Origin of the sequence: Chryseobacterium sp. YR221 (genome assembly GCF_900176315.1) — a bacterium.
In the GTDB taxonomy this organism is placed as follows: Bacteria; Bacteroidota; Bacteroidia; order Flavobacteriales; family Weeksellaceae; genus Chryseobacterium; species Chryseobacterium rhizosphaerae.
On the sequence record NZ_FWXM01000002.1, the window covers coordinates 932,328 to 957,357 of the forward strand.

At 36.8% G+C, this 25,030-nt stretch carries 13 protein-coding genes and 1 rRNA gene; 10 read left to right on the plus strand and 4 right to left on the minus strand.

Annotation, left to right across the window (positions count from 1 at the left end; genetic code table 11):
* Positions 1 to 6: 6 nt before the first annotated feature.
* Positions 7 to 2,895 carry a SusC/RagA family TonB-linked outer membrane protein gene (locus B8967_RS09165; RefSeq protein WP_084085837.1) on the minus strand — a complete coding sequence of 963 codons (2,889 nt, stop codon included), beginning with the start codon at positions 2,893 to 2,895 and terminating at the stop codon, positions 7 to 9.
* 400 nt (positions 2,896 to 3,295) lie between these two features.
* Between B8967_RS09165 and B8967_RS09170 the strand changes: the two genes are divergently transcribed.
* The 10 genes from B8967_RS09170 (at position 3,296) to B8967_RS09215 (ending at position 18,708) form a co-directional block, all read left to right on the plus strand.
* Positions 3,296 to 4,084: an SDR family NAD(P)-dependent oxidoreductase gene (locus tag B8967_RS09170; protein ID WP_084085839.1), complete on the plus strand. Its 789-nt coding sequence runs from the start codon at positions 3,296 to 3,298 to the stop codon at positions 4,082 to 4,084.
* A 157-nt stretch (positions 4,085 to 4,241) separates the two neighbouring features.
* Positions 4,242 to 5,846 carry an autotransporter assembly complex protein TamA gene (locus tag B8967_RS09175; protein WP_052188599.1) on the plus strand — a complete coding sequence of 535 codons (1,605 nt, stop codon included), beginning with the start codon at positions 4,242 to 4,244 and terminating at the stop codon, positions 5,844 to 5,846.
* A gap of 190 nt (positions 5,847 to 6,036) precedes the next feature.
* Positions 6,037 to 9,195: a SusC/RagA family TonB-linked outer membrane protein gene (locus B8967_RS09180; protein WP_084085841.1), complete on the plus strand. Its 3,159-nt coding sequence runs from the start codon at positions 6,037 to 6,039 to the stop codon at positions 9,193 to 9,195.
* Between the two features lie 17 nt (positions 9,196 to 9,212).
* Positions 9,213 to 10,745, plus strand: a complete 1,533-nt coding sequence (locus tag B8967_RS09185) for a SusD/RagB family nutrient-binding outer membrane lipoprotein (protein ID WP_084085843.1) — start codon at positions 9,213 to 9,215, stop codon at positions 10,743 to 10,745.
* 81 nt (positions 10,746 to 10,826) lie between these two features.
* Complete coding sequence (locus B8967_RS09190) at positions 10,827 to 13,172, plus strand: phosphocholine-specific phospholipase C (protein ID WP_084085845.1); 2,346 nt, start codon at positions 10,827 to 10,829, stop codon at positions 13,170 to 13,172.
* 196 nt (positions 13,173 to 13,368) lie between these two features.
* Positions 13,369 to 13,947 carry a hypothetical protein gene (locus tag B8967_RS09195; protein ID WP_084085847.1) on the plus strand — a complete coding sequence of 193 codons (579 nt, stop codon included), beginning with the start codon at positions 13,369 to 13,371 and terminating at the stop codon, positions 13,945 to 13,947.
* A 104-nt stretch (positions 13,948 to 14,051) separates the two neighbouring features.
* A complete protein-coding gene (locus tag B8967_RS09200) occupies positions 14,052 to 14,852 on the plus strand; it encodes a WxL protein host-binding domain-containing protein (RefSeq protein ID WP_084085849.1) in 801 nt (266 codons plus the stop codon).
* Positions 14,845 to 17,598 carry a COG1470 family protein gene (locus B8967_RS09205; protein ID WP_084085851.1) on the plus strand — a complete coding sequence of 918 codons (2,754 nt, stop codon included), beginning with the start codon at positions 14,845 to 14,847 and terminating at the stop codon, positions 17,596 to 17,598. The genes B8967_RS09200 and B8967_RS09205 overlap by 8 nt, the downstream gene beginning before the upstream one ends.
* Positions 17,595 to 18,128, plus strand: a complete 534-nt coding sequence (locus B8967_RS09210) for a hypothetical protein (protein WP_143330492.1) — start codon at positions 17,595 to 17,597, stop codon at positions 18,126 to 18,128. Before B8967_RS09205 ends, B8967_RS09210 begins: the two co-directional genes overlap by 4 nt.
* A 10-nt stretch (positions 18,129 to 18,138) precedes the next feature.
* Positions 18,139 to 18,708 (plus strand): hypothetical protein, encoded by a 570-nt coding sequence (locus B8967_RS09215; protein ID WP_084085853.1) that lies wholly within the window; start codon positions 18,139 to 18,141, stop codon positions 18,706 to 18,708.
* A gap of 142 nt (positions 18,709 to 18,850) precedes the next feature.
* Here B8967_RS09215 and B8967_RS09220 read toward each other — a convergent pair whose 3' ends face one another.
* From B8967_RS09220 to rrf, 3 genes are all read right to left on the minus strand, one after another.
* The gene (locus tag B8967_RS09220; protein ID WP_084085854.1) at positions 18,851 to 20,746 is read right to left on the minus strand and encodes a SusD/RagB family nutrient-binding outer membrane lipoprotein; all 1,896 of its coding nucleotides are present in this window, start codon (positions 20,744 to 20,746) and stop codon (positions 18,851 to 18,853) included.
* A gap of 17 nt (positions 20,747 to 20,763) precedes the next feature.
* Positions 20,764 to 23,670: a SusC/RagA family TonB-linked outer membrane protein gene (locus tag B8967_RS09225; protein ID WP_084085855.1), complete on the minus strand. Its 2,907-nt coding sequence runs from the start codon at positions 23,668 to 23,670 to the stop codon at positions 20,764 to 20,766.
* A 1,158-nt stretch (positions 23,671 to 24,828) separates the two neighbouring features.
* Positions 24,829 to 24,936, minus strand: a 5S ribosomal RNA gene (gene rrf / locus B8967_RS09230).
* Positions 24,937 to 25,030: the final 94 nt, after the last annotated feature.

The following is a 25,030-nucleotide window of genomic DNA, read 5'->3' on the forward strand; positions in this document are numbered from 1 at the left end:
TAAAAATTATAATCCTATTTCCACCCCGAAAATAAATGAGCGTGACTGTGGATATCTTCCGGTATCTACCCCGTAAGAATTCATTCCTACTTCAGGATCAAAACCTGTATATTTAGTAATAGTGAAAAGATTATTGGTGGTCACATAGATTCTAACCTTATTCACATCCAGCTTTTGGTAAAGCTCTCTCGGTAACGAATACCCGATGGTCAGGTTTTTCAGTCTTAAGTAAGAACCGTCTTCCACATAGAAATCTGATACCTTGGAATAGTTTCCACTTGGGTCACCATGTACAAGCCTTGGAATATCAGTATTGGTATTCTGAGGAGTCCAGGCATTCAGGATATCTCTGTCCATATTATAATTCTGCCCTGTTCCACCTGGATTTAGGGAAATAAACTTCATCCCGTTAAAAATCTTATTCCCGTATACTCCCTGTAAGAAAATATTAAGGTCAAAATTTTTCCAGGTCATATTGTAAGAAAATCCATAAGAGAATTTAGGATATGGACTGCCCAGATTTACAAAATCCTGGTTACTCAGTACTCCTGTATTTCCATCTTTCTTCAGGAATTTAATATCTCCGGGTTTTGCATTGGGTTGAATTAAATTTCCGTTGGCATCTTTATAATTATTAATCTCATCCTGAGACTGGAAAATACCACCTGTCTTATATCCGTAAAAAGAATATAAAGGATCTCCTATTTTTATACGGGTTGGTTTCAATACACCTCTTACTCCATTGTCATTAACAAAAATTTCATCTACATCAGCAAGTTGCTTCACCGTATTTTTTAGTTGACTAAAAGTAACTCCCACTGAATAAGTAAAATCCCCGGTCTTCTTACCATTATAGTTAATTCCTACTTCATAGCCTTTATCCTGAAATAATCCGGCGTTTACATACTGGTTATTATAGGTAGCTGTACTGGGTAAGCTCACATTAAAGATCTGATCTTTAGAATTTTTCACGAAGTAATCAAACTGTAAAGAAAGACTGTTGTGAAGGAAAGAAGCATCTACCCCAAAGTTAGTTTGTTCAGATTTCCCCCACTTCAGATCCGGATTGGGACGCGTCGTAGCATAATAAGCAATATTCTGTGAAGGGTCCTGTCCAAAAATCACATTGTTATCTCTTGTCATTAACGGATTAACTGCCTGAGGAGAAATACCTCCAAGATTTCCCAGAATACCATAGCTTCCCCTAAGTTTTAAGTTTGACAACCAGGAAATATCATTCATGAAATTTTCTCTGGATACTACCCAAGCTCCGGAAACAGCATAGTAATTAGCAAAACGGTTCTGCTTTGCCACTAATGAAGAACCATCACGTCTTCCCAGCAAACTGATGATATACTTCCCTGCATAATCATAATTTAGCCTTGCCAGATAAGATACCAAAGCCTGTTTGAACCTATAACTGGATACTTCTTTATTGGTATCTGCTGCATTCTGAAGATGCTGGAAAACATCTGCCTCACTTCTGAAATCAAAGGATTTTGCCAGGAATCCATCCTCCACAGTTTTCTGAAAAGTAAAACCTGCCAGGAAGTCGAAATTGTGTTTACCTGCAGTAAACTTATAGGTAAGAAGCTGCTCCGCAAGGGCAGTAGATGTATTATTAGACTGATATTCTAAATTGTTTGTATCAAATATTTTCCCAACCTCCAACACCCTGGAGGTAAAATTCTTTACGTTTCCAATTTTAAATGTCTGTGAGAAATTGGAACGGAATTTCAAATCTTTTGCCAGCGTAATTTCGGCATAAGGATTAATTAAAATTTCATGGGTAGGATTCCTGATATTGATCCTCTTAAGATAGGCTGCCGGATTGATCATATCTCCGTAACCACCGGCCACATCAATGGGTAATCCTGAAAAAGCACCTGTTGGGGTATACACCGGAACATTCGGTGGATAATACATCGCCGCAATCAGAGCTCCCGTATATCCACTTTTAGTATCTGCTGTATTTCCATCAGAATAATTGTAGTACATATTCTCACCAATCGTCAGCCAGTCTTTCACCTTATGCTCAGAGTTCACTCTGAAATTATATCGCTTTGCCTGAGTATTCAATAAAATCCCTTCCAGTGCTCTGTGGTTCATTCCAACATAAAATCTGGACTTTTCTCCACCACCGCTTAAATTAAGATTATATTCCTGGATCGTTCCCGTACGGAAAATCTCTTTCATCCAGTCTGTCCTGGTAATTCTTCCGTCAGGATATTTTTCAGGATTAAAAGCAATGGGTAAGCTCCCCAGCTTACCTGCATTTGCATAAGCCTGGTACATCACATCCTGAAATTCAGCCGCGTTTAAAGACTCTTTCAATCGCCAGGCCTCGTTAATACCATATTTAACGTCAAAGTCTACAGTGAGAACTCCTTTTTTTCCTTTTTTAGTGGTAATAAGAATTACCCCTCCGGAAGATCTTGCTCCATAAATTGCTGCAGAGGCATCTTTAAGAACAGAGATATCCTGAATATCATTCGGGTTAATAGATGGAGTTCCGTTGAAAACCACTCCGTCTACCACGTAAAGAGGAGTTTCTCCGTTAATACCACCTAAACCACGGATATTTACTTTGGGAGAACCATTAGGATCACCTCCTTCATTCACTACCGTTACTCCGGGAGCTTTCCCCTGAAGGACCTCTCCTACTCCTGACAGAGATCTGGAAGTAAGCTTATCTAATGAAGCTTCGGTAACAGCACCGGACACTTTGCTTTTTTTCTGTGTTCCGTAACCTACTACAATAACTTCATCAATGGCTTTTTCTTTTAAGCTGTCTTTTTTTTGAGAAAGAAACATCGGTGAAACCGATATCGCACCAATAAGTAAAACCCTCCCCGTCAGATAAGAAACTGAAACAGGGACTTTAAATACATTCATGACATCCTTTTTAATTAGATGCAAAATTAGACCAGCCCAGACCCGGACAGCATTAAGATTTCCTTATGTTTTTATTAAGAAATTTTAGCTTAATCCGATATTCGCATACCACATACAAAATACAACACGCTGATTACAAAACAGATAAACAAATAAAGTAATCATTCCATTTATATTATGAACAGCATTAAGATTAATTTTAGTTTAAGTTTAATCATTCCGGGACAATATCAATCAACAGATACCCCATCATCTTATATTCAGATATAATAAATAACAGACTTCCCTTTTCTTTTTTTACATTTGCTGAAAATAGAGCTTTCTTTAAGCATACTGATACAATGAACCTCATCAGACTGTTTAAAAAGGAATAAAAGAACAATTAAATCATACAGATTAAATGACCATTATCATCACAGGAACATCGTCAGGAATTGGTTTTGCATTGGCCGAATATTTTGGTAAAAAAGGGAACAAAGTATATGGTTTAAGCCGAAAACATACGGAAAGTCAATACTTCACATCTATTCCAACGGATGTTACCGATAATACAGCTGTTCAGAATACTATTACAGAAATTTTAAAATCAGAAACAAGAATCGATGTTCTGATCAATAATGCAGGAATGGGAATGGTAGGCGCGGTGGAAGATTCTACCAAAGAGGATATTTTAAAATTATTCAGTCTGAATCTGGCAGGCCCTGTTCAGATGATGAGCGCTGTTCTTCCGAAAATGCGTGAGCATCAATTTGGAAAAATCATTAATGTTTCCAGTATCGGAAGTGAAATGGGGCTTCCTTTCCGTGGTTTTTATTCGGCATCAAAATCGGCATTGGATAAAGTAACTGAAGCGATGAGGTATGAAGTTTATCCATGGAATATTGATGTTTGTTCTCTCCATTTGGGTGATATCAAAACCAATATTGCGGAGAACAGGGTGATGGCTCAGGTTTCAGAGCCTTATGCAACTGTATTCGATAAGGTATATGCTTTAATGAACTCTCATGTCAATGATGGAACAGAACCTGTGGAAGTCGCAGAATATATAGAAAAGCTTTTAGGAAAAAATAAATGGAAAGCTCATTATTATTTTGGTAAATTCGGGCAGAAAATTGGAGTTCCGTTGAAATGGATTCTTCCCCAGGGAGTTTATGAGAATTTAATGAAGAAATATAATAAACTGGACTAGTTTCAGTTATTAAAAAGTTATTTATATTTTAAACGATTAAGGTATATTGAGTTGTTAAGAATGAGGATAAGTTTCGCTTATCCTGTTAATTTACTAAAGTCAGAGTGACTGTGTCTGTACCTCAAGATAATTCTTAATGATGTAAGCCCAGCTAAAATTGAAGTTATTTCTGAAAATATTTTTTGTACTGTTCTGCGTTTTTATCCAAGCGCAGAAAAAGCATTATTGGCTTATTGACACGGAAACAAAGGTTAAGAAAAAGGTCAAAGACTCGGCATCTGCTGTAAAGTTTCTGGATTCACTGGCCCAGAACAATTATTTCTTCACGCAGCTGAAAGAGGTAAAAATAAAAGGAGACAGCACTGAAATTTTTTTCGACAAAGGTAAGAACTATAACGAAACATATGTTGACCTCTCCGATTCTATCGTTCAGAAGCTAAAGGTTCAGAAAGATTTCTTCACCAAAAATTTAGATTCGACTAAAAAAAGCATCAACAAAAAATATATTGATGACGGCTATTCCTTCAGCAGGATTAAATCAAAATACAAAGGCAAAAAAAATGGATTTCCCGTTATAGAACTGGATATCAATAAAAATGATAAAAGAACGATTGACGGATTTGTAGTCAAAGGTTATGAAAGGGTTCCAAAAAGATTTATTAAAAATCTGGAAAAAGAATTCAAGGGAAAAACCTATGATGATAAAAACCTTATAGCTGTCAACAAAAGTTTTCAGAGCCATCCTTTTGTAACATTAGAGCGCCAACCTCAGACTTTATTCACCAAAGATTCTACGAATATTTACCTGTTTCTGGAAAAGAAAAAAACCAATACTTTCGACGGGGTTATAGGTTTTGGAAATGATAAAACAAATAAGTTTACCTTAAACGGAACCATGAATGTGAACTTCAGAAATATGTTCAATGGTTTTGAAGCTATTAGCTTATACTGGCAGAGAAATCCGGATAGAGGGCAGACTTTTGACCTCCAGGTTGATATTCCTTATCTTTTCAAATCCAATATCGGACTGAATACAAAGGTGAATATTTACAGACAGGATTCTACTTTTGCCAATGTTAAATTCCTTCCTGCCTTTTATTACCACCTCAATAACCGGAATAAAGTCGGTCTGCGTGGAACTTTGGAAACTTCAAGTATTATCGACTCTTTATATACCCAGGGAAAGGATTATAACAAAAGAGGGATAGGAATCTGGTATGAGATGACAGAGCCTACTGACATTGATCTTTTCCTTTATAAAACAAAGATCAGTGCAGGATATGATTTTTTAACAACAACCTATACAAAAGATAACATCAAAGCGACCCAAAACCAGTTCTACTTTTATGGGGAGCACAATTACCATATTTCCGGAAATCATTTTCTTAATATAAAAGGTGAAGGCCGGATGATGGATTCTAAAATGGAATTTTCCACCAATGAATTATTCCGTTTTGGAGGCTGGAATTCCATGCGGGGTTTCAATGAGAACTCCCTTGCAGCAGATTATTTCTATTATGGAGGTTTAGAATACCGGTACTTAATTGGTAATCAGGCATTTTTTGACCTCTTCGGACAGTACGGACAGCTCAACAATAAATCACTGAATGTAAAGCCCAAACTCTACAGTGTCGGGCTTGGTTTTAATTTCTTTATCCCGATAGGATTGATGAGTTTCCAGCTTTCCAATGGTAATGAATTTGGAAATCCCTTTAAGTTCAACGATATTAAAATTCACTGGGGAATCCTGAGCAGATTCTAAAAATTCCTTTTTCCTTCATTTTCGGAACTCCTTAATAAATAAAATAAAGTGAAAAATATCTTCTAAATATTGCTTCTTATTTTACCATTTTATTAATTATTATTGTTAAAAAATATTAAAATCGTATTTTTAATTTAACATAATATTAAAATGCTGGTAATAATGTCAGGGTATATTTGCCTTCAAAAAAATGAAGAAGACTTTAGCTACTTTTGCAATTTCTCTGCTTCCTCTTTACTTTACAGCTCAGGAAATTAATATTTCAGGAAATGTAAAATCTGAAAACGGAACAAGTGTTTCCGGAGTCAATATCACTGACAAAAACACCGGTAAAACGGCAAAAACCGATGATCTTGGTAATTTCACCATCACGGCTAATCCCAAAGATATTCTTGAATTTTATGCTCCGGACTTTTCTTTATACACTATAGAAGTTTCTTCAAAAAAACAGTATGCGGTGACCCTGAAAAAAGTAAATGAAAAGCAACTTGAAGGTGTTGTTATCACAGCTTTGGGGATTGCAAAGAAGAAGGAAAAGATTGGGTATTCTACCCAGGAAGTAGGCACCAAACAGTTTGAAACGGTTACTACACCAAGTATAGGAAATTTATTTTCCGGTCAGGTAGCCGGTCTTAATGTATCCAATCCTACCGGAATGCAGCAGGCTCCGGATTTTACTTTAAGAGGAAACTCCAATCTGGTTTTTGTGATTGACGGGGTAATTGTAGAAAAAGAAGTTTTTCAAAACCTGGATCCAAACAATATTGAAAACATCAACGTTCTGAAGGGAGCTACCGCTTCTGCATTATATGGTTCCAGAGGAAGGTATGGAGCTGTTCTTATTACCACTAAAAGTACTAAAAAGAAAGGCTTTTCTGTAGAATTCTCACAAAACACCATGATTACCGGAGGCTTTACCAATCTTCCGAAAACCCAAACTGAATACGGAAACGGATCCCATGGAAAGTATGAATTCTGGGATGGAGCAGATGGTGGTGTGAATGACGGAGATATGATCTGGGGTCCAAAATTCACTCCCGGACTTCAAATCGCACAATGGAACAGCCCTATAAGAGATAAAGTAACAGGGCAGATTGTCCCTTGGTATGGAGCCGTGACAGGAACCCAGTACAATGATAAATCAAGATATGAAAGAGTTCCCATCGACTGGAAGTACCATGATAATTTAAATACATTTCTGAAGCCGGCAGTTATCAACAATAATAACTTCTCTATAAGCTATAAAAACAATCAGGATATATACAGACTTTCGGGGAATTTCATTAATTATGATGACCGGGTTCCCAATTCTTATCTGCAGCGTTACGGTGTGAATTTTTCTTCGGAAAATCACTTAGGGGAAAAGCTGATCTTCAATACAAAATTTAATTTCAACCAGACCTTTACACCGAGTACCCCCAATTATGACTACAATCCAAGCGGACATATGTATACCATTCTGATCTGGATGGGTGGTGATGTTGACGGAAATGCACTGAAAAATCATATGTGGGTTCCTGGAAAAGAAGGTACTTCACAGGCAAACTGGAATTATGCATGGTACAACAACCCATGGTTCGGAGCTGAATATTATAAGAATAAGAACAGAACCAATATCATCAATGCTCAGGCCGGTCTGGAATATAAGGCTACAAAAGATTTCTCTGTAAAAGGCAAGATATCTATTGTTGAAAACCACAATAAACAGGAAAAATTAAGTCCTTATTCTTATTTCAATTATGATGCTCCAAGAAGTGGAGGGTATATCCTTAATGATTCCAAAACATGGAACCTCAACTATGATGTATTGGCTACTTATAAGAAAAAGATATCTGAAAACTTTGATTTTACCATCAATGCCGGAGGTTCTACATTCTACTATAAAAATAATATAGACAATAAATCTACCGATGGACTGAAAGTTCCGGAACTGTATACGCTTGACAACTCTATTGGGGCTATAAAATATTACTCCTATCTTAAAGAAAAACTGATTTACAGTGCCTATTCAACCATTGATATTGGGTTATATAACGCCTTTTTCATCAATATTTCCGGGCGTAATGACTGGTCTTCTACGCTGCCTAAGGCTAACAGATCTTATTTCTATCCGTCAGCTTCCGTTAGTGCTGTCATTTCCAACCTTGTCAAAATGCCTGAAGCGATTAATCTCTTAAAGCTTTCCGCATCATGGGCAAAAGTAGCGTATGACTTTAAACCTTATTCTACCAGAAACTATTATGCAAATAACGAAGGAATTACCTTTAATGGAAATCCTACCTTCTATTACCCTACTATTCTGAATATTGAAAACTCTTTAAAGCCTGAACAAACCAAGTCTTATGAATTGGGAGTAAGCGCAGGGTTGTTCAAAAACAGGGTTAGCTTGGATGTCACGTATTTCAGAACTCTGGATTATAATAATATCCTTAAGTTTCCAAGTGCCCAATCATCAGGTTTTACCTCTCAGTATGTCAACGGGAATGAATATACTACAAAAGGACTTGAAATTTCATTAGGATTAGTTCCGGTAAAAACCAAGGATTTCACTTGGAAATCACTGATCAACTGGAGTACTTATGAACAAAAGCTGACTTCCATTTATGATAATATGCCCAACTACAACAATATCAAGCTTGGCGAAAGAATGGACAGCTACTATGATTATACCTGGCAAAAATCTCCGGACGGGAAAGTTATCCTTGATGCAAAATCAGGTATGCCAACGAGAGCAAATGCACCGAGCAACTTAGGGCACTTCAACCCGGACTGGACTTTCGGATTTAATAACAACTTTAAATATAAAAAGATATCCTTAAATATTGGAATCGACGGAAGTATTGGTGGGATAATGAGATCTCAGGTAGTGGAAAAAATGTGGTGGGGAGGAAAACATCCTAACTCTACTGCTTACAGAGATCAGGAATATGCCAACCCGGGAACTTACTACTTCGTTCCGGACGGAGTGAATTATAATCCAACTACAGGACTTTACACCCCTCATACCAAAGCAATCAGTTTCCAGGATTGGGCACAAAATTACCCTTATCAGGCAAGAGTTACCCAGGATGAAAGTGATGTATTTGCCAATGTCTTTGACAGAACTTTTATCAAACTAAGATCTGTAGTTCTTGAGTATGATTTTTCATCGTTACTCAATCCGAACGGAGTAATCAAAAGCTTTACCGCAAACATTTCGGCTTATAATCTGGCGATGTGGAAAAAATCTAAAAACCTTTATTCCGATCCTGACTTCCAGATCAAAACAGGCAGAGAAGGCGACATCAGTAATGATATCCAGGATCCTTCAAGCAGATGGTTTGGAATCGGATTTAATCTTAAATTTTAATTAAAGTACAGAATACAATGAAAAATAATATAAATGGTATCACTAAAACTGCATCGCAAAATGGTAACACTGCGAAATGGTTCACTCTAAAATCGCTGCTTATTGCCGGAACTTTGGCATTAGTATCATGTGAATCCAGTCTTGATACGATCAATGAGAATCCAAATGATAAGGCTAGTGTAGATCCCAAAGTACTTCTGACCTATGTTTCAAAAGACGCTTTTCAGATAAACGGTGATAATATGTATGCTTCCCGAATGATGATCGGAACGGATGGCGAGAACACCTACCAGTATATGAAATGGAATGATACCTCTTTCGAAGTCTATACAAAAGGGCTTTTGAACACGGTAAAAATGATGCAGGAAGCTGAAAAAATCAACAATAAAAATTATGTGGCCATTGGTAAGTTCTACAGAGCCTATTATTTCTTTAATTTAAGTTTAAAGGTTGGGAGTATTCCTTACAGTGAAGCTATAAAAGGAGAATTTGGAATTACCCAGCCCAAGTATGACAGCCAGGAAGCTGTAATGTCCGGAATTTTATCTGAACTGAAAGAAGCCAGCAGCCTTATCAATTCCAATGATAAGATCGAAGGTGATATTGTCTATAACGGAGATGCTGCCAAATGGAAAAAGCTGATCAATGCTTTCCGTCTGAAAATACTCATCACAATGTCTAAAAAAAGCACGGTTGGAAACTACAATATCGCCACAGAGTTTGCTTCTATTACAGGAAGCCAGCCTTTGATGACCTCCATTGCCGATAATGGTGAACTTAAGTTTGCAGATGCTGCGGACAGCCGGTACACTATGTTTAATAACAGTGGTTACGGATCTAGTTTATACATGGCTGATTATTTTATCAATATGTTCAAGACCAGACAGGATCCACGTTTGTTTACATTCGCAGCTCAGACTACCGGTGCAAAAGAAGCAGGAAAAGCAATTACTGATTTCACAGGATATAACGGAGGAGATCCTACCTCTTCTTATTCTGATAATGCAGCATTAATCACAGCAAAAAATATTTCTAAGGTAAATGACCGTTTTTATAAAGATCCTACCAATGAACCATCATCAGTTTTAAGCTATTCTGAACAAGAGTTTATTCTGGCCGAAGCTACGGCAAGAGGCTGGATTTCCGGATCGGCAAAAACACATTATGACAATGCCATTAAAGCAAGTTTCAGTTTTTACCAGACCTATGTAAAAAATCCTAACCAGTATTTTGCAGGGTTCAATGTGAATCAGTATTTGGCAACACCATTGGTAGTTTACGATGATGCAGCTCCTCTACAGAATCAGCTGGAAAGAATTGTCACTCAAAAATACATGACCATGTTCCACCAGGCACAATGGACCTCGTATTATGATTATCTGAGAACAGGTTATCCAAATTATCCTCTGAAGACCGGAGTTCCTGCTCCATTTAGGTTCAGATATCCACAGTCTGAGTACAATTACAACAGTTCTAATCTAAAGTCTGCCCTTTCGGCACAATATGGAGGAAATGATAATATTAACTCCAAACCTTGGTGGCTTCAGTAAGATTTTAATTATTTTTATATTCAACAAGAAATCGCAGGAAAATCCTATTAACTTGCGGTTTCTTTCTTATTACGATTGAACATGAACAGAAGAGAATTTTTAGAAAAATCGAGCCTTTTATTGGCCGGATTGGGAACTTCAAGCGTTCTTCATCCTTCTATCCTAAAAGCTTTAGCCATTGAACCGGCAGCACTGTCTACTTTTTATGATGCAGAACATATTGTCATCCTGATGCAGGAAAACCGTTCTTTTGATCATGCTTTTGGTGCTCTTAAAGGAGTAAGGGGATTTTTAGATCAAAGGGCTTTTGTAAAACAGGACGGACAGTCTGTTTTTTTTCAAAAGGACAACAACGGAAAATATGCCGCTCCTGCCAGGCTGGATCTTAAAAATACAAAATCCACATGGATGAGCTCCCTACCCCATTCATGGTCTGATCAACAAAAAGCCTTAAACAAAAGAAAATATGACCAATGGCTTCAGTTCAAAGCCTCAGGAAATAAAGATTATAAAAACATCCCGCTTACTTTAGGATATTACAACCGTGAAGATCTTCCGTTTTATTATCAGCTAGCCGATGCATTTACTATATTCGATCAGTATTTCTGTTCTTCACTTACCGGAACTACTCCCAACCGTCTCTTCCATTGGTCGGGATCTCTTAGGGAACAGCAAAATGGTAAGGTAAAAGCCAATGTTTATAATGACAATATTGATTACGATAAGGCCAGGCAAGCCAAATGGAAAAGTTTTCCCGAAATTTTAGAAGAACAAAATGTTTCATGGCGGATCTATCAGAATGAAATAAGCCTGCCAAAAGGAATGTCCGGGGAGCAGGAAGCATGGCTAAGTAACTTCACAGATAATCCTATTGAATGGTTTTCAAATTTTAATGTTAAATTCTCAAAGGGATATTTTCAAAATATTCCCAATATCATCAGCTATCTGAAAAAAGAGATTGAAAAAAATCCCGATCAGAAAATAAGACTTGAAGCTATCATTACTGAATTGCAGGAAGATCAGGTAAAATATCATCCTGATAATTATTCAAAGCTTTCCCAAAAGGAAAAAAATCTTCACGAAAAAGCATTTACCACCAATTCTAATGATCCTGATTTCTGGAATCTGGAAATTGGAAAAGACGAAAACGGAGAAAGATTAGTCGTTCCAAAAAGTGATGTCCTGTTCCAGTTCCGAAAGGATGTAGAGGAGAAAAAACTTCCCTTGGTCTCATGGCTGGTAGCCCCTGAACATTTTTCCGATCATCCGGGATCTCCATGGTATGGGGCATGGTATATTTCTGAGGTTTTAAATATTCTGACCAAAGATCCTGAAACCTGGAAAAAGACCATATTCATCATCAATTACGATGAAAACGACGGATATTTCGACCACGTCCTTCCTTTTGCGCCACCCATAAATCCGAGTCAACCGGTTGATATGAATGGAAAAGAAGGAGTGGAATATGTGGACAAATCTCAGGAATATATGTCTAAGCTCCCATTACAGGACCATGAAAGAATTGAAGGTACCGTAGGTCTGGGATATAGAGTTCCCATGATCATTGCTTCGCCATGGACAAAGGGAGGTTTTGTGAATTCAGAAGTGTCGGATCATACTTCTGTACTGCAGTTTCTTGAAAATTTTATCAAGAAAAAATTTAAGAAAGATGTTCATGTGGACAATATCAGTGACTGGAGAAGAGCTGTTTGTGGAGATCTTACTTCTGCTTTTAACTCTCCGAATGTAAAAGCTCCTCAAATGGACTATCTGAATCAAAAAGATTTTGCAAAAACCATTAATGCAGCCAAAAACAAACCAGTTCCTGATTTGAAATGGTATTTTGAAAAAGAACTCCATAATACTCTTCTGCATATTCAGGAAAGAGGAACTAAACCATCCAATCCTCTTCCTTACCAATTCCATGTTAATCTGGAAGGAGGAAAGATCAGGATGTCCAATTTAAAAGACAATGGTGTCCCTTTGCTTTTGTATGACAGAACCCAATTCAACAGTACAGATTATCATTTCTCCTATGCTTTATATGCCAAACAGGAACTGTCGCATCCTGTAGGTGCTGCTATTTATGATTATGAAGTTTTCGGTCCTAACGGATTTTTCAGAAAATTTAAAGGAAATTCCAGCCCGGAAATAGAGGTTATGCTCATCAATCAAACTCCCAAGAATCAGGTAGAGCTGATTTTCAGAAATAATCAAAAAAGAAATATTTCGATACATTTAGAAGACCTGTATGAGAAAAATAAGAAAACTATATCCCTGCATCAACCTGAAGAAAAAATACTGATCGATCTCAGTAAAAACAAAGGCTGGTATGATCTAAAAGTAACCTTGGAAGATTATAGCTGGCATTTTGCAGGAAGAACAGAAACCGGAAAAGTTTCGATCTCAGATCCCCATTGGGCTTAAAATATTCTCAATAATTTCACAAAAATCCTGTACAAAACGTACAGGATTTTTTTCATATTACGCCTCACAAATTCTTTATTATTTCTCAATCATATTCAAATATTAAGATGTGGTATGTAATAATATAAAAAAACATGTATATTTTTTTCATAGTATGTTGAATTTTATTAATTTCACTCAACTAATTATTTACATCATGAAAAAATTAAAATTAACAATGGCAATGTCTTTATTAGCAATTGCTGTATCTACTACTATCAGTGCACAAGATACCAATACTGATAGTCATACGATCACCATTTCAATTCCTGAAGTTGCCCTGGTTGACATTGAACCTGCTGCTACTAAAAACCTTACACTGGGATTCACAGCTCCTACTGAAGCCGGAAATCCTATTATTCCAAGTACTGCCAACACTACGCTTTGGCTTAATTATTCTTCTATCAAATCTGTTGCTGATCCTACACGTAACGTAACTGTAAGCCTTAATACCATCATTCCTGGCGTAGATATTCATGTAACTGCAGCTGCAGCTACCGGATCCGGGGCAGGAACATTAGGACTATCTGCAGGATTATTAACATTAAGTGCAGCTGACCAAACTATTATTTCTGGTATTGGAAGTGCCTACACAGGTAATGGTGCCAATAACGGACATAATCTTACCTATGCTCTTGCTGCAGGAAGCGGGCCTGGGGGAGTCGCAGCTTATGCAGATTTACAGGCAACAGCCACTACACAAGCTACCGTTACTTACACGATATCAGACAACTAGAATTTAAATAAAATTCAATTCTGTATTTCAAAAACAAGAAGAAATTGCCTGTCAGTTTCTTCCTGGTTTTGTATTATTTAATGATTTAATCCAAACTTTATATAATGATAAAGCGTATTCTTCTTTTGATCACCCTGATTTTGCAGTTTAGCTTTTTACATGCCGGCATTGTGATTCTCAACGGGCTTACGCATTCTTATAAAATAGAAAACGGAAAAGTTTACAAAGGGAAAATAGGTATCGAAAATACTGGAAATACGGCTCAAAGTGTAAAATTATTTTTGCAGGACTTCGCCTACAATGCCGATGGGACTACCCATTATACAGCATTACATACCAATAAAAGGACTAATGGTGACTGGATTAAACTGAATACAAATCTAATCACGCTGAAAGGGAAAGAAAAAACAGAGGTATTTTATGAAATCACGGTTCCTGATCAGGTGGTAGATCCGGGTAGTTACTGGAGTGTAGTGATCGTAGAACCCGTGGATGATATAAAGCCCAGTGATAATAAACCCGGAGTGAATATCACCTCTGTAATACGGTATGCTATTCAGGTCATCACAGACTATGAAACAGAAAAGGCCAAACCGGACCTTAAGTTTGAAAGTGTGAAAGTAGAAAAAGAAGATGGAAAGCAAACCGCAAAAATTGCCATAGCCAATAAAGGAAACCTTTACTGTAAACCAACAGCCTCTATTGAAATCTATAACCGTAAAACAGGAGAAAAATTGGGAACCTATGCAAGTTTAACAATGGGGTTACTCCCTTCTACCTCTAAAACATTTTACATCGATATCAGTAAAATACCACCGGATAAATACCGTGCTATGATAATGGCCACAGACGAGGAAGAGAATGCTTTTGCACTCAATGTGGATTTAGAAGTAAAAAATGATTAGAACTTGGACATTATTTATTACCCTACTCTTTTTCCCGGTATTTATTTTTTCTCAGAAACAGTCAGAACGATTGATCAGTAAAAAAGATAGCCTAATGCCGGGAATGTCTACGTCTATTCCCTTTACATTAGAAAATAACTCGGATGAGAACAAAACCTATGACATTTCAACTACTGTTTCAAATCCACTTATTACCCCAATTTTAGAAAAGGGAGAATTCCAGATTGCTCCTCATGAAACTTCAGTATATCTTGTTCCTTTACGTATTGCAGCAGAAACCTCCCAAGGTTTCTATTCAGTAACATTATATATTACAGACCGTCATACTGGAATATCCTTTGTAAAATCCTCAAAAATTGTGGTTTCCGGGAACAGAAAGCTATCTGTGACCGGATTAGATTCTCCCGAATTTATAAGGGCCGGGGAAACCATCCGTTCTTCTTTCCTTTTAAAAAATAATGGAAATGTAACTGAAGATATCATTCTGGAAAGCAAAAATGCCATTCTTGATCATGATGCATTACTGGTCTTAAGTCCCAATGAGTCGAAGATCATTAGTATCCACAAAGTAACTAATCCGGAACTCCGGCAAAATGAGTTTCAAAACCTGAATCTGTCAGTCTATCCAAAAGGGAATCCCAAGGAAAATCAAAGTATCTATGTAAGTACTCAGGTTATCGCTGTAAAGCCCACAGAAAACGACATTTACCACAGACTTCCTGTGTCTGCCTCCCTATCCTTTATCGGAATGCAGAATATGGGTGTTTACAATGACGGTTTCCAGGGAGAGATTTATGGTAAGGGAACTCTGGATAAAGAAAATAAAAACCAGATTGAGTTTCGTGCCGTCACACACAATCCTATAGAATTTAATACATTCACCCAATATGAAGAATATTTTGTAAACTATAAACGGGATAACTTTTTTGTTCACCTTGGTGATAAAACTTATGCTTCATCCTATTTAACGGAGTTTGCAAGATATGGCCGCGGAGCGGAAATCCGATATGACTTGAATAAAGTAAGTCTGGGTGGTTTCTATAATCATCCCCGGTTTTTCAGAGATATTAAAGATGAGTTTAATATCTATTCAGCCTTCAGGATCCGAAAAGAATCAGAACTGTATGTAGGATATCTTTATAAAACTCCAAGAGAAGGGGAAATCAATTACAGTAATGTAAAATTAGACTCTGACGCTCATCTTCCTTATGCTAAGGGAAAATTCAAGATTTCAAGAAACATTAACCTTTCCGGAGAATTTGCCTACAGTACCACCAAAAAAACAGACGGAACAGCTTATATGCTACAGGCTGAAGCTATTTTTGAAAGGTTCAACGGAAATATAATGTATATCAAAGCAAGCCCGGACTTTGCAGGGTATTTTACAAATACCGATACCTTTAACGGCAACATTTATTATAATATTTCCAAAAAGTTAAGTGTTTTCGTTAATTATATGCAGGATGCCAAAAATTTTCAGCGAGATACCTTGCTACTGGCTGCACCTTACAGAAAATACTTCCAATATGGAGTGCAATATAAATATCTTCCTACTGGTTTCATTGTGCTTAATAACGGATATCAAACCTATCAGGATCGTTTGGAACCCAGACAGTTTGACTATTATGAGCGATACTTCAAGGTAAGTATCAATCAGCAGATTGGCATATTTCAGATGAATCTTGAGGGGCAGTTTGGTAAAACGGATAATTATCTGACAGGGTTGAATGGGGATTCCAGTTTTTACTCTGCCAATTTCTCATTTCAAAAATTCAAAACATCTTTTAATCTATTTGGAAGCTATGCTATCACTTCAAGGTATCAGCTACAAAATCAAAAGATCTTTTATTACGGTGCCAGAATCTTCAGCCAGTTTTCTGATAAAACCAGCCTAAGTCTTTTTTACCAGAACAATTATATGCCTGAAGAATATTTCAAAGACAGAAATTTATTTGAGCTTCTGTTCCATCAGCAGTTATTTTCCGGCCATGAGGTTGACCTTTCGGGAAGATATTCACTGCAAAGGGGAGAAATAGGAAATAAAGATTTTATATTTTCAATGCGTTATACCTGGCGTCCTAATATTCCGGTGCAAAAAACCGCCGAATACATTACTTTATCCGGAAATATCAGTAATCTGGGGATAAAAAAGACAGAGGGGATAAGATTAATGCTTGGAAGCTATTTATCAATTACGGATAAAGAGGGAAACTACTTATTTAAAAATGTGATTCCCGGTAATTATTTCCTGGAAATAGACCGTTCCACCACAGAAATTAATGATATCCCTACGTTGGCATTTCCAGCAGCACTTTCGCTTATTAATAAAGAAAATATCTTTAATTTCGGATTAACTACAGCAGCTAGTGTACAGGGTCATATTCAGTTTGTAGAAACAGCGGACAAAGACCAGACAGGTATTTCTGAATGGTTAGCTAAAAAAGATAAGAAGAAAAAGGAAAGTATCATTATAGAAGCGATCAGCAATGATCAGACCTACCGCAAAATCTGTTTTATAGGTGAGGATTTTGACTTTACTTATCTCCGCCCGGGTGACTGGACAGTGAAAGTGTATCGAAACGGTCTTGATAAGCGTTATAAAATTTCAACCAATAAATTCCAGTTTACTTTAAAACCTTCTGAAACAAAAAAGCTAAGCATTCACGTTGTCAAACAGCAGATAGAAATCAAGTATCAGCAGGAGTCCTTAAAAGTAGGTTATAATGAAATAAAAAAGAAGAAATGATGATGATCCGTTCCATAGCATTAATAACATTCTTTATTCTCTCCGGTTCAGTGTATTCCCAGACCGCTACCAGTACTGTTACCCTAACTTTACCTGTAGTAACGTTAATGGATGTTGAACCTACAGGAAATTTTACGTTGAATTTCACAGCCCCTACCGAGGCTGGAAATGCTCTGGGCAATCCGACTCCCAATACATCAAAATGGATCAATTATACTTCTGCTATTGCTCCCGGAGGACTTACCAGAAAAATTACAGCATCTGTAAGTAAAGTGATTGATGGTGTCAATATAAGACTACAGGCTGCTGCTGCTTCCGGAGCAGGAGGAGGAACATTGGGAACTTCTTCAGGCCAGGTTACTCTTACGGTCACACCTGTTACCATTATTAGTGGTATTGGAGGTGCTTACACGGGAAATGGGGCAAACAACGGTCATAGGCTTACCATTTCATTAGTTACGGGTAATTATGCTCTTTTACTGCCACAGGCCAATACGACGGTTACCATTGTTTATACCATCACTGAATAAAAATTGAAAAATGAAAATCAAGAGTCGCTTTCTCAGAGAAATACGCTTACAAAAATATATATACCTTATTGCTTTCACAATGAGCAGTTACCTGAGTGCGCAAACCATAAATGCCAGTGGAAGTGGCTGGACCGTAAGCGTACCTTCTATTACTGAAGCAGGAAATAATTATGCCGGAACTTATGAGAGTGCCACTAACATCACAACATTATCCGGATTTCTACCGGGATCTTTCTTAAATCTTCTTTCAAGTGGGGCCGCCAAGGTCAGTATGCATTATAATCCTGTTTCCTGGAACAGTGCGCTGCATCTTTACACAAGAAGAAGCGGAGGAAGTACTGTTATTAATGGACTTTGTATTCTTTGCACTGCAACGATCAACGGAGGAACTACTTATCTGGAAATCCCCCCAACAACGGATACATCATTTTTTACAATAAACTTTACCGGAGTTTTAGGACTTGGTAACAGTGTCAATTTCTCAGCAATTAATGTACAGTTTCAGATAAGTGGTGTTTCTGTAGTCATTCCTGCTAAAGCATATAGTGCACAAGTAGTTTTTACCATAGGTCCAAATTAATTTTTTTAAACCAGTCTTTTAATAACACCTGTAGAAAGTGAGTACTATACATTCTGATGATTAAACCCTATACTTATCATGAGATCCATATAAAAAAGTCCTTCATCAAATGATAAAGGACTTTTTTGTATATAATTTTTTATTAATGCTTTGCCCACCAGAGAGGTGTTAAAACAGCATCAGCTCCTCCAAGCAACTGCACTGCTTTATCATAGCCGGTTTGGTCAGTATTTCTGAATGTACTAGGATATCTTAATCTCTGTGGGAAATTCTGAATAGAATTAGTCATATAGTTTCCTGAATTTAAATTAGGTAAATTCACCAATGGGGTTTCCACGGCCGGATTTTCAAAGAATGGCAATCCTAATCTTCTCTGATCATTCCAGGCTTCTAGCGGAAGCCAAGGTGTATTGGCTAAATATTTTTGTGTGATGATCTTCGTTAGCTTATCATTTTTAACTGATCCGTTTTTGTAAATAGTATTCACAGGATATTTAATATCAACAGAAACCAGATTACCCGTTGCAGGATCTTTATATTTCATGCTATGACTCGCTCCGGGTTCTGTTATATGAGTATAAGAAACAGAAGTTCCGTCACGGTTGTAATCTGTGGAAGCAATATACTGTCCATAGAATTGTGATACTCCATTATAAGTAAAACTGTCCTGTATTCCTTTATTATAAGCAGCTTCGTCACTCATTGGAACAGACCATCCTTTTAAGGCAGCTTCTGCCATAAGGAAATACGTTTCCCAGCTTGCAAAAAATATCCTGGAGTTTTTACTTTCTCTGTATTGCTTACCTAATGCAGGCATACATCCCACGACATTTCTTAATGCATTTCGCTGTCCTTTTACCCCCCAATTTCCAATGGTATAAGCATTCCAGGTATTCACAGTATTGATTGTGATTTTAGAATTATCTGCAAAAGTAAGATCACCATAATTGGTGGTAGCCTGGTTAGTGTAGGTTGGATAAAGAGAATAAACAGGACTTGTCAAATCACCCGGAATATAGAATGTTTTATAAGCTCTTGGGTCAATTTTATTAGGGAGCCCATCCAGCCAATATCCGGCACTAGGATCATTTGTCATTGTCGTAAACTGCTGATCATATTTTATTCCCACATAATCAGGGGCTTTCACAGCAGTATGTTGGGCTGAAGGTAGCTGATCCGTAGAATTAATTCCTCCTAATCCAATATACATATTATTGAGCGTCGCTGATAAGATTTGGGAATTCCATTCTCTTGACATTACCCCTGACAAAGGATCCCATCCTGTTTTTTCTGCTACGGTAAAATTATCTGTACTTGTAACGATAATCATGTTTGAATTAGCTGCTGCTTCAAACTCAGCTTTTGCTTTTGCAGGATCTACTTCGGCAATTCTCATGGCAATTCTCATTCTCATAGAATTGGCATATTTTACCCATTTACTCCAATTAAAACCATATACCATATCATAGGCATTGGGATTATTTGGAACACCTTGATTGGTATCCATTTTAGCTACAGCATCTTTCAGTTCATCCAAAATAAAATAGTAAACATCCTTTTCAGAATTAAAAGTTGGATTTACTCCCTGAAATGCTTGGATAGGCTGTGGTCCAAAATTATCAGAAAATTCACTCATTAAGTAAGCTCTCCAAATTCTCGACATTTGAATGATATTGTCATAATAGGGTTTATTCTGTCCATTAGCCTTTTTTTCATTGGCAATCTGAATGGCCGCATTCACATTGTTCTGCCATTCGGAAATATATTTCCAATATTCAGAAGTCCAGGAATCGTCATATGATCCTCCGGCGATTCCTGTAGTCAGATGTTGTCTCGCTGCAGTTTTCCAATAAAGAACAAAAACACGTTCTGCAATATTGGGATCCTGCTGCGCTCCTAAAATGGAGTTATTTAGAAAATATTCCGGTTCAGATTTACTGATATCAACAGAATATGGATCTTTATTAATGTCTTCAAAATCATTACATGCAGTACAACATGCAGCCAATGTTATTAAAGATAAAATATATTTTTTCATGATGTTAATTTTGAAAGTTAAAAGCCTAATGTAATAGTGAACAGATAAGATCGCGTAGTAGGAAATGCCATATTTTCAAATCCTACAGCATTCGAATTGATGGCAAATACAGATTCCGGATCTATTCCTTTTGCTTTGCTGTATATCATCCATACATTATTCGCCGTGAACGAGACTTTAGCGCTTTGTAAAGCTAATTTCTGAAAAATACTTTTCGGGAAACTATAAGAGACCTGAATATTTCTTAACCTGATATTGGTAGCATCATAAATATTTTGCTCTGTGATTCCAAGATTACCGGTTGTAACAGCAGCCCAATAATCCTGTTGTGTCACTTCCTTTGTATTATTTGTATACCCACCACCAGCTTGTGCTACTACGGCATCAACTACGAAATTGTCACGTCTTCCACCCGGAGCAGTATCAGCGGCAAGCCCTGCTCTTTGAAGTGCCACCTGAGTTGAAGAGAAAAATTTCCCTCCAATTCGTCCATCAATCAGAAAAGAAAGTCCAATGTTTTTATATACAAAACTATTGGTAAACCCAAACAAAGCTCTAGGATTTTGATCCCCCAGATAAGCCGGATCCGGTGCTGCTTGAGGCAATCCATTTTCACCTACAATGAGCTTTCCAAAGTAAGGACTATTAGTGTCCTCCACTCTTAAAAATTTCGTTCCGTAAATGGCGCCATACGGTTTTCCAACTTGTGCAAAGAATCCAGCATTATCAAAACCACCTAAAGGATATATGGATACCTGATCATTAATCTCATCAATCACACTTTTCAGCTTAGAAAAATTGGCATTTATGTTCCATACAAAATTTTCATTTTTAAAGATGTCTGAATTGGCAACCACCTCGATCCCTCTGTTATGAAGACCTCCTGAGCTTATCTTCATTTTTTCATAGCCAGAAAGAGGGTTCATTGGTAAATCAATCAATTGTTTTGTAGCGTTATTATTAAAATAACTTACATCTAATGATACTCTATTAAAGAATTTAAGATCTAAACCAACTTCAAAAGTTTTCAATTTCTCAGCTTGCAGATTGGCATTATAAAGAATCTTTTTTCTACTCAATATGATATGTCCTGTGGGATCTGTGGAAGGTACATAATCATTATATAATTCATAAGGATTAAGAGAGTTACCTGTTACGGCATACGCTGCACGTAATTTAGCAAATGTCAATACCTTTGAAGTTGTACCATTCATTTTGTTCAACATTTCTGTTAACACTAAAGATGTACTTATAGAAGGATAAAAATAGGATCTGTTTTCAAGATTTAAAGTGGAAGACCAATCATTTCTTGCAGTCGCATTAATGAACCAGTATCCATCATAATTGATTTCCGCTGCTGCAAATACGGAGTTAATCTTTTTCCAAAAATCAACCTCATTATTAGCTATAGCAGCAAGATCACTTGTATTACTTACGCTAAATACATTGGGAAGAATAAGATTTTGAGTCGCAAAGTACATTGCCTTTGTTCTGCTTTCCATCATTTGCCCATATACGGACACTGATCCACCCCATTTTCCGAATAAATTATCTTTCTTAGCAGTAAGACTTGTTATATAATTGTTTTCATAAAACTTCTCTTCATTTGTTGCATAAGAATTTTTACGTGAAGATCCTGTCCACACTCTTGCATCAGAATTCAAAGAATAAAAATCCGTACCTAGTCTAACATCTGCACTCAACCAGTCATTGAACTGGTATTTAAGATAACCGTTTAATAAAAACCGGTCTTTCTTGTCAGCATTAAGAGCATTATAAGCCGTCCAATATGGATTAATTCCATTAGGGGTAATCCAGCGAGATGTTACTTCATTTTGAGTTTGCCCTTCACGATAGCTCCTTATATCAATATCCTGAGGCATAAGAAGTATAGTAGGATAATAATTACCATCTCCCTGTCCTCCTGAAGGTCTATTTTTAGCTTTTGTACTGATATATTGCGCCTTCATCTCAGAAGTCCATCTTTTATTAGCTCCAAAAGTTGAATTCATTTTAGCCATAAAATTAAACCTCTCATATTTTGAATTAGGAATCTGGCTGTTATCATTTAAATAATTAGCTGAGGTATATAAGCTGGTCCCTTCGCCCAAATTTTCCTGAAAGCTTAAAGTATGCTGTGAATTGATCCCGGTTTTGAAAAAATTCTTTAAATTATCATATCTTTTCGCTCCTGATGTTTCAAAACTAGGCCCCCAAGAAGATGTATTATCACTATTAGCAGGATTTGGTATACCGGTAAGTCCCAGACCAAAACTTTTCTGCATATCAGGTTTCATAAAAAGAGTTTCAAAACCTAAGCTTGTAGAATAGGTAATTCCAAGTCCTCCTTTTTTCTTACCCGTTTTTGTTGTTATCAAGATAACACCGTTACCTCCCCTTGAACCGTACAATGCAGAAGCTGCACCTCCTTTAAGAACAGAAATACTTTCTATGTCATCAGCATTAATATCGCTTAGTCCATTTCCCATATCCAGATCCGGATTCCAGAAATCATTATTATAGTTCCCGTCGTTTTTCCGGGGTTTGGAGCCCAGGCTATTACTTAAAGGAACCCCGTCCACCACAATAAGAGGTTGATTATCGCCTTTAAATGAATTAAATCCCCTGAGGTTTATTCTTGAAGAAGATGCAGGTCCAAAACCGGCTTTTATGACTTGTAGTCCAGAAACCTTTCCTACCAAAGCATTGGTAACATTTGTTTCTTTAGCATCAACAAGGGTCTGTCCTTTCACATCCTGAAAAGAATATCCCAAAGCTTTCTTCTCCTTTTTAACACCATAAGCTGTTACAACGATCTCATCAATTTTCGAAGCTTTAGTTGAGTCAGTATTCTGTGCATACAACCCATTAAAGCAAAAAAATACAGACGGGAGAAGTCCTATCTTAAATATTGTTCTATTCATATAATACATAATGATTTGAACAAATATAATATTTTAACAGTATTTAATAGTACACCATTAAAAATTAAATAATATACATGAAAATAACATTGATTTAATGGGAGTTATCTAAATAAAAGCTAATGATTTCCTGGTATACATAAGGGAAAATTGAACATTTATAAATGCAAAAAACGTTTGAGAACTATAGAAAATTAAGAAATTAAAAAAAGAAAAGAAAATTAGAGTTATCTAAAAAATAGAAACCTATTTATTGATAATTGGAATGATGAGTTAAGAGTTAAGAGTGATAAATAACAAACAGTCAATGATTGACTCCTGATTGTAAAGTCAGCTTATCCAGGATACGGGTATTCAATAGGGACGGGCTTTAGCCCGTTCTCATAAAAATACAAAAACAATCCATCGGCTTTAGCCCAAACATAAGCCAGTATAATTATCTTGCGTACGTTGCCATTCTTAAGTTTGGGCTAAAGCCCTATTGGAAAATCGTTTTTTGTAAATGGGCTAAAGCCCATTTCTATTGAATAATGAAATGAGTCCCAGAAATAATAAATGAGGAGTGATGAGTTATAAGTATAAATAGCAAATGGTCAATGATTGACTCTTGATTGGAAAAATTAGTTTATCCGGGATATGGATATTCAATAGGGACGGGCTTTAGCCCGTTCTTATAAAAATACAAAAACAATCCATCGGCTTTAGCCCAAACATAAGCCCGTATAATTATCTTGCGTACATTGCCATTCTTGAGTTTGGGCTAAAGCCCTATTGGAGAATCGTTTTTTGTAAATGGGCTAAAGCCCATTTCTATTGAATAATAAAGTGAGTCCTAGAAATAATAAATGAGGAGTCTAGGAAAATATCTAAAGATTCTTATAAGTATTGAATACTAGAGATTGTATTCTGGATAAATAGTTCTTTGTATATATAAAATAAAAACTCTTCAGGAATTTAATCCGCTACTATCATACTCCACCTCCCTTGTCATCCCGTAGGGATCTCAGTATTGAGATTTCAATATATGTTCTAATGAATAATGAGTTAAGGGTTGAGGGTTGACAGTGCTATCACCTATCACCTATCATCTGAGTTGAGTATAAAGCAAAAAAAAAATCCTCTATCTTGCGATAAAGGATTTTTTAAAAATAAAATAAAAACTGGCGGCGGCCTACTCTCCCGCGTTAGCAGTACCATCGGCGCTGGTGGGCTTAACTTCTGTGTTCGGAATGGGAACAGGTGAGCCCCACCGCTAAAACCACCCTAAATAAGGTATATAAGGTTGCAGGTTATAGGTAAAAGGTTGCAGGTTTTCCCTGCTTCCTAATAGATAACATCTGCTACCTGTTTTAATTCGATA